This is a genomic window from Saccharococcus sp. Marseille-Q5394, assembly GCF_946901335.1.
In the GTDB taxonomy this organism is placed as follows: Bacteria; Bacillota; Bacilli; order Bacillales_A; family Planococcaceae; genus Sporosarcina; species Sporosarcina luteola_C.
On the sequence record NZ_CAMPPQ010000002.1, the window covers coordinates 128,237 to 140,742 of the forward strand.

Genomic DNA, 12,506 nt, shown 5'->3' on the forward strand with positions numbered 1-12,506 from the left:
ATGCAGTACCGTTAAAAGGTGGAACTTGAAAATGATGAGGGAGGTTGCATTCTGATGATTAACCGTGTCGTTTTAGTCGGCCGATTGACAAAAGATCCTGAACTCAAGTACACGCAGAGCGGAATCGCGGTAACGCGTTTTACGCTAGCGGTGAATCGGACGTTCTCTAGCCAATCAGGAGAGCGTGAAGCTGATTTCATCAACTGTGTCACTTGGAGGAAACAGGCGGAAAACACTGCGAACTTTTTACGTAAAGGAAGTCTTGCTGGGATCGAAGGCCGCATCCAAACGAGCAGCTTCGATGGACAAGACGGCAAACGTGTCTTTATGACAGAAGTCGTAGCGGACAGCGTGCAGTTCCTTGAACCGCGCAGTGCAAATGCTGAGAGATCTGGAGCTGCTTATGGTGGTGCACCACAGAACGAACAACCTTATTATCAGAATCAGCAGCCGAACCAGCAATATCAACAACCAGCTCAACAACAAAATTATACACGTACTGACAATGATCCATTTTCAACGGGCAGTGGTCCGATAGAAGTATCGGATGATGATCTGCCGTTCTAATAGAGAATTGTCGGTAACGTAGTCAAGTAAGGAGGGAAAGCGATATGGCACCACGCCGTGGAGGTAAAAGACGTCGTAAAGTCTGCTATTTTAATTCGAATAACATTACACATATCGATTATAAAGATACTGACCTACTTAAGAAATTCGTTTCTGAACGTGGAAAGATCTTGCCTCGCCGTGTAACTGGTACAAGCGCAAAATATCAACGTAAATTAACGTCTGCTATTAAACGTGCTCGTATTATGGCACTTCTTCCGTTCGTTTCGGAAGAAAGATAAGAAATACTATTTAAACCGCCTTGTGATACCGGCATTTCCGGTCTCTGGGCGGTTTTTTGAATTTCCTTTTTATGCGTCTTTGGGAAGGTTTATGCGTGTTTGCGGACGGTTATGAGTGTTTCCTGGGAAATATGCGTGTTTGATGGCGTTTATGCGTGATTCGAAGAAGTTATGCGTATTTGTCAGATGGAAACCGACGCGGACTGTCTGCTGTGTGTTGGACAGGAAGTCATCCTGTCTTTTGGTTAATCGGCGGCAATCATGATACAATTATAAGAACTCACTTTCAATGAGGAGATAGAAAATACTAAGTCCATTGACTGGACGGAGGAACAGAATGATGCAGGACCAATCTCGAAAAATAACATACGGTGCGATGATGCTCGCATTGTTCACGATACTTCTGGCGGGGGCATTCTTCATCCCTTTCCTTGGAAGCATCATTATGATATTCATTCCGTTGCCGATCATTCTTTATCGGCTGCGTTATGACAGAAGCTCGACGATTTTCGTGGCGATTGCAGGGGCAATGCTGTCCCTTATTGTTGGGGGCATTTTATTAGTGCCTTTCGCTGTGATGTTCGGGGTACTTGCCTTCCTGGTTGCCGAATCGGTACTGTTGGGTAAATCCAAGCTTTACACGTTCATGGCATCGGGATTATTTTTCATCATAACAGGTATATTGGTTTATCTCATAGCCGCGCTTGTTTTTGAAGTCAATGCGATCGACAGTCTGATGACGATGCTGAAGGAATCGGAGACGCAATTCAAGGCGTCGCTCGAAAGTTTAGGTGCACTTCCGGAAAACTATGAAAAAATAGTGGGAGAGGCGTTCACTATGTACCGCTCTGCCATTCCGGCTATGTTCATCCTGTCGGTGTATGTGTTTACATTCATCATGGTGATCCCCAATTTCGAGATGCTCCGCAGACTTGGCCATCAAGTGCCTGTGTTTCCGCCATTCCGGGAGATGAAGCTGCCTGTCATTACGATTTTCGTATACGGGCTGATCATTATACTTCCTTGGATGATGGAATTGAAACCGGATTCCTCGGCTTATTTGCTTTATGTCAATGCAACGATTATTTTACGGTTTCTTTTACTAGTGCAAGGGTTGGCATTGATTCACTATTTTATGTATAAAATGAAAATGCCTACTTTTGTCACGGTACTTTCCACTATTTTCGCATTGCTTTTCAGTCCAATAACCACACTTCTTGGCATACTTGATATAGGCGTGAATATCCGTGCTTGGATCGGAAAAGACAACTTGAAGTAAGGGGATGAGACAATGAGGTCATTTTTTAGAAGAAGAGCTATCCGATACCCACTGACTGTCATATCTCTCCTTGGATTGATAGCGGCCGTCCTGTTATTCCTCTCGAATTTCTGGGAGGGCCTTTTATTCACGATTCCGTTCACGATAGCGTTAGGCATCGCTTGGAAGCTAGAGGAACAGACGTATATGGAAACGGAAAAGCATATCGAATCCCTCTCCTACCGGATGAAAAAGGTCGGGGAAGAAGCGTTGCTCGAGCTGCCGATCGCCATTATCCTTTTTAATGAAAAGCATATTGTCGAATGGGCAAACCCCTATGCCGTCAATATCTTTGATAAAGAGACGTTAATTGGTGAGGAATTGTTCCAGCTATCTGAGGCATTCCAAACTATTCTTAAAAACGACGGACAGAAGACGACGTTGAATGTTGGCGATTCCACTTATCAAGTCATTTACAGGGCTGAGGAAAAACTGCTCTATTTATTCGATATCACGGAAAAAGTGGAGATTGAATCTCTCTATCACCAAGATCGTACTGTACTCGGAGTCATGCTCATCGATAATTATGATGAACTAGCACAGACGATGGACGATCAGACGAGAAGCAATCTTAACTCGCTTGTCACTTCACTCGTGAATCAATGGGCGTTGGATAATGGTATTTATGTGAAACGGATAGCATCCGATCGTTTTCTAGCGGTTTTCAATGAAGCGATTCTTTCCAAATTGGAAACGGCGAAATTTACGATCTTGGACGATATTCGGGAGAAGACAGCAATTCAGAATGCTGGTTTGACGCTGAGCATCGGGGTAGGAACCGGCTCTGCCGCGCTGACAGAACTTGGTGAGCTGGCGCAATCCAGTTTGGATCTTGTTCTGGGCCGTGGAGGCGATCAGGTCGCCATTAAGCATACAGATGGCAAGCTCAAATTCTTCGGAGGCAAGACGAATCCGGTGGAAAAAAGAACTCGTGTACGCGCCAGAGTCATTTCACATGCATTGCGCGATTTGATCCAAGGCAGCGATAAAGTGTTGATCATGGGCCATAAAATGCCCGACATGGACGCAATCGGGGCATCCATCGGAGTTAGGAAGATGGCACGGATGAACAATGTGGAAGGTCATGTCGTCCTGAATTTTGATGAGTTGGATGGTAGCGTGACCCGTCTGATGGATGAAATTAAAAAGGACGAAGGGTTATTTTCACAATTTATCGATCCCGAAACCGCTTTATCAATGCTGACCGAAAAATCTCTTCTAGTCGTTGTTGATACACATAAACCGAGCATGGTCATAGATGAGCGGTTAATCGACAAGGCCGAAAAGGTCGTCGTCATCGATCATCATCGACGCGGCGAGGAATTCATCAACAGCACGATGCTCGTCTATATGGAACCGTACGCATCCTCCACAGCCGAGCTCGTGACAGAGCTTGTGGAATATCAGCCGAAGAATGAAAAATTGACGATGCTCGAATCGACTGCGTTGCTCGCGGGAATAGTTGTCGACACGAAAAGCTTCACATTGCGAACGGGGTCAAGAACATTCGAGGCGGCATCCTATTTGCGGACGAACGGAGCCGACACAGTACTTGTACAGCGACTGTTGAAGGAAGATATTGCGACGTATATTCAACGGTCTAAATTGATTGAAACTGTTGAGCTCACTTCTGCCGGCATAGCAATTGCGAAAGGTGAGGAAGGTGTCATCTATAGTCCAGTGCTGATTGCACAGACTGCAGATATCCTTCTGACGATGCAAGGAGTCATCGCCTCGTTTGTCATCGCTTCCCGTTCGGACGGGAAAATCGGCATTAGCGCAAGGTCCCTTGGGGAGCTGAATGTGCAGCTAGTCATGGAAGAACTTGGCGGCGGAGGACATTTGACGAATGCCGCTTGCCAGCTAGAAATGGAAACAATAGAAGAAGCGGTTCAATTATTGAAATCCGCTATAGAAGATAAATTGGAAAGGGGAAAATGATAATGAAAGTAATTTTTCTGAAAGACGTTAAAGGTAAAGGGAAAAAAGGCGAAGTGAAAGAAGTATCTGTAGGCTACGCGCAAAACTTCCTGTTGAAAAACAAGTTGGCGATTGAAGCGACGCCTGCAAACCTGAGCCAGCTCGAAGGACAGAAGAAGCGCGCACAAAAGGATGCGGCTGCAGAATTGGCCGAAGCACAGAAACTTAAAGAAGTAATCGATGAGAAAACTGTGGAAATGAAAGCAAAATCCGGGGAAGGCGGACGTCTCTTCGGCTCGATTACGACGAAGCAGATCGCAGAAGCTCTCGAAAAAAATCATAAAATCAAAGTGGATCGCCGTAAGATGGAACTGCCTGATGCAATACGGGCTCTCGGCTATACGAATGTGCCGATCAAACTGCACCCGGAAGTTACAGCTACGCTTAAAGTCCATGTAACCGAAGAATGATAGGGAGCGATAATGATGGATCAGATGTATGATCGCGTCCCCCCGCATAATAATGAAGCCGAACAATCTGTCATTGGAGCGATTTTCCTTCAACCCGAGGCATTAATTACAGCTTCCGAAGTCCTTCGCCCCGATGACTTCTACAGGACGGCTCATGAGAAAATCTTCGACACGATGCTGATCCTGAGCGATAAAGGACAAGCGATTGACGTTGTCACAGTCACAGAAGAGCTATCAGCGAAGAAGGAATTGGAAGACGTCGGCGGCATTTCGTATTTGACGGAAATTGCAAACGCTGTCCCGACAGCGGCAAATATCGAGTATTATGCCAAGATTGTTGAAGAGAAATCCATCCTAAGAAGGCTCATCCGGGTTGCAACCAATATCGTTGAGGAAGGTTTTACGAAAGAAGACGAAGTGGAAGCTGTCCTGTCCGAAGCGGAAAAAAGGATTATGGAAGTTTCCAACCGGAAAAATGCCGGTGATTTTAAGCACATTAAAGATGTTCTAGTGGAAACGTATGACAATATCGAGCTTCTTCATACGAGAAAAGGCGAAGTAACAGGCATTCCGACCGGATTCCGTGATCTCGATAAGATTACAGCCGGTTTTCAGCGGAATGACTTGATTATCGTTGCTGCCCGTCCTTCCGTTGGTAAAACAGCGTTCGCCTTGAATGTGGCTCAAAACGTGGCGACCAAAACGGATGAAAACGTCGCGATCTTCAGTTTGGAGATGGGTGCAGAACAACTCGTCATGCGTATGCTTTGTGCGGAAGGGAATATTGATGCGCAAGTGTTGCGGACAGGGAATTTGGAAGCAGAGGATTGGCGGAAACTGACGATGGCGATGGGGTCTCTTTCCAACGCCGGAATCTTCATCGACGACTCTCCAGGCATCCGGATTAACGAGATACGTTCCAAATGCCGTCGACTTCAACAGGAACATGGCCTGGGCATGATCATGATCGATTATTTACAGCTCATTATGGGAAGCGGCCGTTCCGGCGAGAACCGTCAGCAAGAAGTATCGGAAATCTCCCGTTCCTTAAAAGCACTTGCTCGGGAACTGAAAATCCCGGTCATTGCACTATCCCAGCTTTCCCGTGGCGTGGAACAACGACAAGACAAGCGGCCGATGATGTCCGACTTGCGGGAATCTGGAAGTATCGAGCAAGATGCGGATATCGTTTCTTTCCTCTACCGGGAAGATTACTATGATAAAGAAACAGAGAATCAGAATATGATTGAAATCATTATAGCGAAGCAACGTAACGGCCCAACCGGTACCGTTACGCTAGCGTTCGCCAAGGAATACAACAAATTCCTGAACATCGACTGGAGCCAACACCAAGCCCCGTCATATCAATAATGGATAGTGAAAAGCCTTGATTCACCTGTCTAACAGGTTTATCAAGGCTTTTTGCCATATATAAGACTATATTCACAGTTGGTATTCTCCTCATTTACAACTAACATTTGGAAGTTAATAAGGAATATTTGGTTGCAATACTACAAGTTCATTACAAATAGACACAAAGCAACAAGCGACTAACTAGATATGATAAATTGAAGAAGCGTGAAAATCTCTCAGTATGATGGCGTCTAGTAGCAGCTGCCAGTCGGAAGGAGTAACAAACGATGTTTTTCAAGAAACAAAACATGAACAATCAACAGAATAGAACGGCCCTATATAAGAAGTTCCAAAAGATAGGTATCATGACAGTCTTCTTTGGAGGAATTAGTATAAGCTCCGGTTTTGCACTGGAAAAAGAGGGAGAGTCCTCAATCCATACCGTCTACCATGTCTACTCGGCCAGCGAATATGTCGGAATGCTGTCTGACGATAAAAAGATCGAACAGCTCAAACAAGAGGAATTACAGAAAGCGGCCTCCGAATACGAAGGACTCCCATTAACAATCGGAACTGAGTTGTCTGTCGTACCGGAAAAGGTATTTACCGTAGGAACAGACGATGAACAGGTCCTTGGAAAACTTCAGAACATGCTTACCGTGGAGGCGGAAGCGATCGGTGTTCAAATTGACGATGAGACAGCATTCTATGTCAAAGACACTGCCGATTTTGAAGAAGTGATCAAGGAACTGACATTGCAAACAGTTACCGAGCAGGAGCTGGCTGAATTCGAAGCCCGCCAACAATCTACTGAACCTATACCACCGTTAAAAGAAAGTGAAACAAGACTTTCAACTATTCAATTCAGCGCCGACATTCAGGCTACTGAAGGACAGACGGCACCCGAAGAGGTCCGAAGCGTGCAAGAGGCAATGACTTTGTTGAATAAAGGTACGTTGGAAGAGAAGAAATATCCTATTCAAGCAGGGGATGTATTAGGGAAAATTGCTAGTGCCCACAATATGTCTACGGAAAAACTAATGGAAATCAATCCGGGCATTACGGAAGATTCGGTCCTTCAGATTGGTCAGGAGCTGAACGTGACAGCGCTTGAACCTTATATAGAAGTGGAAGCACACTATGAATCAAAGGAAATTGCACCAATCCAGTTCAAGAAACTGACTGAAAAAGACGCATCGACGTTCAAAGGTGAAGAGAGAGTTAAACAAAAAGGAACGGACGGCAAGAAATCGGTTACGCATCAGATCCGGAAGAAGAACGGAAAAGTGATTGGCAAGTCCGTAGCAGAGGAACATGTACTGGTAGAACCGGTTCATGAAGTAACGGTCGTCGGTACTAAAGTGATCCCTTCACGCGGGACGGGAAGCTTCAAATGGCCGGCGGATGGCGGATACGTTTCTAGCCAAATGGGGAAACGCTGGGGCAGAGTGCACCAAGGCATTGATATCGCCCGGCCATCGTCACGGTCAATCTTTGCTTCTGACAATGGCGTCGTGACCGATGTAGGCCATCACGCGACGTATGGAAACCGTATCATCATTACTCATAACAATGGGTACAAGACGTTATACGCCCATCTATCGTCTATTGAGGTCAAAGTCGGACAAACAGTACCTCAAGGATCGAAAATCGGTGTCATGGGCTCCACAGGACGCTCAACTGGCATGCATTTGCATTTTGAAGTAATCAAGAACGGTTCCAATATCAATCCGTTGAGTGTGTTAAGATAAAGAGAAGGAATGGAGACGCTACAGTGTATTCTGTTGCCGTCTCTTTTTCTAATTTGGTGTAGGTGCAGAATGGAAGGTTTATTGCAAAAGTAATAGAATATATACTAAAGTAGTCGCCAAATTGGCGGGAAAGGGAATGAATGATGCAAAATAAAACCATTTTAGTTGTAGATGATGAAAAACCGATAGCAGATATATTAGAGTTTAATTTAAAGAAGGAGGGCTTTACTGTCTATTGCGCATACGACGGTGAAGAGGCGCTCGAAAAAGTGGAAGAGGTACAGCCGGATATTATGCTGCTCGATATCATGCTTCCAAAGCGTGATGGCATGGAAGTATGCAGGGAGGTCAGGAAGAAGTATGATTTCCCGATCATCATGCTGACAGCGAAAGACTCGGAAATCGATAAAGTGCTAGGGTTGGAGCTAGGCGCGGATGATTATGTGACGAAGCCGTTCGGTACACGCGAATTGATTGCCAGGGTGAAGGCGAATTTGCGCAGGCATTCGAAGACATTGTCGGAAGAGCAGGATGAGGCAACAAATGAAATTACAGTTGGAAGCCTCATCATACAGCCGGACGCTTATTTGGTACAAAAACGCGGAGAGTCTATTGAGCTGACCCATCGTGAGTTCGAATTGCTGCATTACCTCTCAAAACATATCGGACAGGTGATGACGAGAGAGCATCTATTGCAAACAGTATGGGGATATGATTACTTCGGGGACGTACGGACAGTCGACGTAACGATCCGCCGTCTGCGTGAAAAGATCGAAGACACTCCGAGCCACCCGACGTGGATCGTAACGAGACGTGGAGTCGGTTACTATTTGCGTGATCCGGAACAGGAGTAAGGACAATGCAGAAAGTCGGATTCTTCAGATCGATTCACGTGAAATTCGTCCTCATCTATATCATGCTCATCCTTGTAGCAATGCAGATCATCGGGCTTTATTTTGCTAGTAAGCTTGAAGATACATTGAAGACGAACTTCACAACATCGGTCAGGGACAGGATGAACCTTGTCGAATTCAGTGTGCGTGAAGAAATGATAAAAGACCGGTCACCGGACGATCCGTCAATTGAACAGAGCTTGCGGACCGTCCTTTCGAACTTTAATTCGGAAGACATCAATGAAATTCGGGTCATCAATGCAAAGTATAGAATATTGGCCACCTCCGAATTGGGCAATCAATCATTGGTTGGCCAGCGATCGATGGAAGACAGTGTGAGAAGATCCATCACCTCCGAAACGTTCTATGAGAATATCAACTTTGATCCGGTCAAGCGTGAACGTGTCATGGTTCGCGTGAAACCGATCACGAACAATAATAAGGAAGTCGTCGGCACGTTATATGTGACGGCCAATATTGAAAAAGTGTTCAAGCAGATCAATGAAATTAACCAGATCCTTGCGGGTGGAGTGGCAGTATCGCTGACAATCACAATTATCATCGGCATATTCATCGCCCGTACATTCACAAGGCCGATTTCGGATATGAGGCGCCAGGCGCAAGCGATGGCGCAAGGGAACTTTTCCAGGAAGGTATACGTGTACGGGAATGATGAAATGGGCCAGCTGGCAATCGCCTTTAACCATTTGACGAATCAGCTTCAAGAATCTCAGTCCACGACGGAAAGTGAACAAAGGAAGCTAGCCTCAGTTCTTGAAAATATGACGGACGGCGTCATTTCAACGGATCGCAAAGGCAGAGTGAGCCTGATCAATGATTCCGCGCTCATGATGTTGAGGATGACACGCGATCTAGTGCTGAATCGTCCCATTACGAGCATTTTAGGTTTGGACCAGGAGTATACATTCGAGGATCTCATTCAAGTGAAAGATTCCATTGCGCTCGACTTCAGTACAGAGAAGGAACCATACATCTTGCGGGCTACTTTTTCAGTGACGCAGCGGGAGACGGGCTTTGTGAACGGCCTAATCGTCGTTCTTCATGACAATACCGAGCAGGAGAAAATTGACATGGAGAGACGGGAATTCGTTTCCAACGTTTCTCACGAGCTTCGCACGCCGCTGACGACAATGCGCAGTTATTTGGATGCATTGGCGGAAGGTGCTTGGAAGAACGAGGAGATTGCCCCTTCCTTCCTCCGTGTGACACAGACGGAGACAGAGCGGATGATCCGGCTCGTCAATGACCTATTGAAGCTTTCCAGGATGGATAGTAAAGAATATGAGTTGAATACCGAATGGGTGGAATTCAATCATTTCTTCAACTCAATCATCGAGCGGTTCGAGTTCTCGAAGTCGCAGAACGTTCATTTTAAACGGTTGTTGCCGTCTGCGGATCTATTCGTTGAAATCGATACAGATAAGATGACTCAGGTAATTGACAATATCATTTCAAATGCGCTTAAGTATTCGCCGGATGGCGGGGATGTGCGCTTCGGGGTGACAACATCGGGGACGTATATCAAGGTGATGATCTCAGACGACGGCATGGGCATCCCACAAGCGAATGTGAACCGTATTTTTGATAGGTTCTACAGGGCGGACCGCGCGAGATCGAGGGCAATGGGTGGGACAGGTCTCGGACTTGCCATCGCAAAAGAAATGATCATTGCCCATGGCGGGGAAATATGGGCGGAAAGTGAAGAAGGCAAAGGAACAACAATCTTCTTTACGCTGCCTTTTGAACGACAAGAGGAAGGTGAATGGGATTGAAGTATATTGAGCCTATCAAATCAATCATCCTACTATTGCTTGTCTTGTTGAGCGTCACATTCACCTTTTCCATTTGGACGTATTCTCCGAGGTTGGATACGATTGAACAATCACCGACCGTCGACATATCCATCGGAGCACGGAAGCAAGTGGAGGATCTCATCAAGCCGTATAAGTTTCTTATTAAGTACGACGAATCGTTCAGAGGGACGACCGATCAGAATCGAATTGATCATATTGTGAGGGAAATGGGCACCTGGAAAGTTTCCCAGTTGGCTCGGGAACCGAACGAGATGAACAAGGGTCAGATGAAATCCTTTTTCGAACAGACGAATCAGTTCACATTGTTTTTCCAAGGTGAAGTACCGCTGCCGGTATATGATGAGATTTTGCCGATTGAGGATGTTCAACTTCCGGAATTCAGATTTGACCGTCTTGTCGTCAGATGGAATCCGAAGGAAATCGCTTTTGAAGCTCATTTCATCAACCGTGCGACAGGAATCCATTATCGTGGAAAGATAGCAGCCTCGGATACGATGAAGTCGTATCGGCAAATCATCCTGGAAGGGGAAAATCTACCCTCCTATGCGGAAGTGAATGTCTCAGAGTCTGTCTATTTGGCGGTCCCGACTGAACCGGTTAAAATGCTGCAAAGCACGTATATCCAGGAGGAAATCAGTCCGACACGCTTCCGGGATGCTTTATTCAATGATCCGAATGCAGTGCGACGCAGCCAAGTAGATTCGACGGATGAGGAATTTGGTGATGACCATGCACAGCTACGTGTGAATACGGAAACTAAAATGTTGAACTTTGCCCATCCCGCCGCGCTGAGCAGTGATCCGGCAGCATACCCTTCCGACTTGTTGATTGATGTCATTGATTCTATTAATGAGCATGGCGGATGGACGGATGCGTATAGGTTTTCGTATATAAATCCTACCTCCAGGTACGTGAGATTCCAACTATATGTTCATGGTTATCCTGTTTTCAGCGAGCCCCCGGTTACGGGTACAACGGAAATTGCACAGTATTATGGCGAAAACCGGGTTTTCCGGTATATCCGTCCGTACTACAAAATTGATGTGCCGCTGGCGAATGATGAAATAGAGCTTCCGCCAGGGACCGATATTGTAAACGAGCTGCTGGAAGTTGAGAATCTTGATTTTGGAACGGTTGAGGAGATCACAACCGGCTATATGATGAAACATGATTTGGAGCAAAGGATATTTATCATGGAGCCTGCCTGGTATTATTATGCCAAAGGAAATTGGGTCCGCTATACACCTGAACAAGGCGGGAGTGAGCAGATTGGATTGGAATAAAACAAAAACAATCTTCATTGTCGTCTTTTCCATCTTGAATATCTTCCTTTATTTCTTATATTTGAATCAGCGCACCGAGGCGCAAAATATTCAGGTTGCGGGGAAAACGTCGATTGAGGATTTAATGAAGCAGGAGAATATTACGTACAATGTGCCGCAAGTCGTGAAAAATGACTTCTCCTACATCTCCGCAAATATGAAATCCTTTTCGCAGGAGGAATTGGAACCGCTTGAGGATCAATCCATTGTCATCTTCGACAACACACAGATTGAATCTATAATGGATACTCCTGTGTCTATCCGGAATGCAAAAGAAGACTATGATTTCAAGGATTTTATAACGAAATATGTATGGAACGGAGCAGAATATGAGCGTTGGGAAGTGGATAAGGAAGCACGGAAAGCCATCTTCTTTCAAAGAGTGAATGGGGAACCGATTTTCTACAGCCCGAATGCGACTTTGACGATCTATTGGGACGAGAACTATGAAGTGACCCATTACAATCAGCGAATGCTAGAGGAATTCTCGAGCGACAACCATAAAAAAGAAGTGTTGACGCAAGATGAAGCGGTTAGGTCACTCGTTACACGCGGTTATTTAAAGCAAGATTCCAAAGTGTTGAATGTGACGCCAGGATACTCATCACTCGTCCAATTGACCGGGAAGCAAGTATTTGCCCCGACATGGAATATTCGTGTAGAATTGAAGGACGGCACCATCGAGGATCACTTCATCAATGCTATTGAAGGTAAAGTGATAGACTTTAAATTGGACAAGTTGAAAGAGGAAGAATTCGATGAGGCTGAGGATGAAGAAGAATAAGGAGTTTTTCAT

11 protein-coding genes are annotated in these 12,506 nt (G+C 45.6%); all 11 read left to right on the forward strand.

The features are described 5' to 3' along the window. Nucleotides 1-54: 54 nt before the first annotated feature. The 11 genes from ssb (at nt 55) to OC538_RS11130 (ending at nt 12,494) form a co-directional block, all read left to right on the forward strand. Entirely contained in the window at nt 55-567 is a 513-nt protein-coding gene (gene ssb / locus OC538_RS11080) for a single-stranded DNA-binding protein (protein WP_251627352.1), read from the forward strand. Between the two features lie 44 nt (nt 568-611). Beyond that, the gene (gene rpsR, locus OC538_RS11085; RefSeq protein ID WP_251695838.1) at nt 612-848 is read left to right on the forward strand and encodes a 30S ribosomal protein S18; all 237 of its coding nucleotides are present in this window, start codon (nt 612-614) and stop codon (nt 846-848) included. A gap of 337 nt (nt 849-1,185) precedes the next feature. Then, on the forward strand, nt 1,186-2,127 hold the full coding sequence (locus tag OC538_RS11090) for a YybS family protein (protein ID WP_251695836.1): 942 nt from the start codon (nt 1,186-1,188) through the stop codon (nt 2,125-2,127). Between the two features lie 12 nt (nt 2,128-2,139). After that, nucleotides 2,140-4,107: a DHH family phosphoesterase gene (locus tag OC538_RS11095; RefSeq protein WP_251695834.1), complete on the forward strand. Its 1,968-nt coding sequence runs from the start codon at nt 2,140-2,142 to the stop codon at nt 4,105-4,107. Nucleotides 4,108-4,109: 2 nt separating this feature from the next. Beyond that, nucleotides 4,110-4,556 carry a 50S ribosomal protein L9 gene (rplI, locus tag OC538_RS11100; protein WP_251695832.1) on the forward strand — a complete coding sequence of 149 codons (447 nt, stop codon included), beginning with the start codon at nt 4,110-4,112 and terminating at the stop codon, nt 4,554-4,556. Between the two features lie 12 nt (nt 4,557-4,568). Continuing rightward, on the forward strand, nt 4,569-5,927 hold the full coding sequence (gene dnaB / locus OC538_RS11105) for a replicative DNA helicase (protein ID WP_251695830.1): 1,359 nt from the start codon (nt 4,569-4,571) through the stop codon (nt 5,925-5,927). Nucleotides 5,928-6,196: 269 nt separating this feature from the next. Next, nucleotides 6,197-7,660: a M23 family metallopeptidase gene (locus OC538_RS11110; protein ID WP_251695828.1), complete on the forward strand. Its 1,464-nt coding sequence runs from the start codon at nt 6,197-6,199 to the stop codon at nt 7,658-7,660. Nucleotides 7,661-7,803: 143 nt separating this feature from the next. Further along, nucleotides 7,804-8,514: a response regulator YycF gene (gene yycF, locus OC538_RS11115; RefSeq protein ID WP_251627378.1), complete on the forward strand. Its 711-nt coding sequence runs from the start codon at nt 7,804-7,806 to the stop codon at nt 8,512-8,514. Between the two features lie 5 nt (nt 8,515-8,519). Beyond that, nucleotides 8,520-10,346: a cell wall metabolism sensor histidine kinase WalK gene (gene walK / locus OC538_RS11120; protein ID WP_262175442.1), complete on the forward strand. Its 1,827-nt coding sequence runs from the start codon at nt 8,520-8,522 to the stop codon at nt 10,344-10,346. After that, on the forward strand, nt 10,337-11,671 hold the full coding sequence (locus OC538_RS11125) for a YycH family regulatory protein (RefSeq protein ID WP_251695824.1): 1,335 nt from the start codon (nt 10,337-10,339) through the stop codon (nt 11,669-11,671). Before walK ends, OC538_RS11125 begins: the two co-directional genes overlap by 10 nt. Then, nucleotides 11,658-12,494, forward strand: coding sequence for a two-component system regulatory protein YycI (locus OC538_RS11130; protein WP_251695822.1), 837 nt, complete (start codon nt 11,658-11,660; stop codon nt 12,492-12,494). Before OC538_RS11125 ends, OC538_RS11130 begins: the two co-directional genes overlap by 14 nt. Nucleotides 12,495-12,506 lie beyond the last annotated feature (12 nt).

What these genes read in the sequence shown, in the direction of transcription:
- OC538_RS11110 (WP_251695828.1), top strand. Translation starts at nt 6,197, where the DNA reads ATGTTTTTCAAGAAACAAAACATGAACAATCAACAGAATAGAACGGCC.
- OC538_RS11090 (WP_251695836.1), top strand. Translation starts at nt 1,186, where the DNA reads ATGATGCAGGACCAATCTCGAAAAATAACATACGGTGCGATGATGCTC.
- ssb (WP_251627352.1), top strand. Translation starts at nt 55, where the DNA reads ATGATTAACCGTGTCGTTTTAGTCGGCCGATTGACAAAAGATCCTGAA.
- dnaB (WP_251695830.1), top strand. Translation starts at nt 4,569, where the DNA reads ATGATGGATCAGATGTATGATCGCGTCCCCCCGCATAATAATGAAGCC.
- rpsR (WP_251695838.1), top strand. Translation starts at nt 612, where the DNA reads ATGGCACCACGCCGTGGAGGTAAAAGACGTCGTAAAGTCTGCTATTTT.
- OC538_RS11095 (WP_251695834.1), top strand. Translation starts at nt 2,140, where the DNA reads ATGAGGTCATTTTTTAGAAGAAGAGCTATCCGATACCCACTGACTGTC.
- OC538_RS11125 (WP_251695824.1), top strand. Translation starts at nt 10,337, where the DNA reads ATGGGATTGAAGTATATTGAGCCTATCAAATCAATCATCCTACTATTG.
- yycF (WP_251627378.1), top strand. Translation starts at nt 7,804, where the DNA reads ATGCAAAATAAAACCATTTTAGTTGTAGATGATGAAAAACCGATAGCA.
- walK (WP_262175442.1), top strand. Translation starts at nt 8,520, where the DNA reads ATGCAGAAAGTCGGATTCTTCAGATCGATTCACGTGAAATTCGTCCTC.
- rplI (WP_251695832.1), top strand. Translation starts at nt 4,110, where the DNA reads ATGAAAGTAATTTTTCTGAAAGACGTTAAAGGTAAAGGGAAAAAAGGC.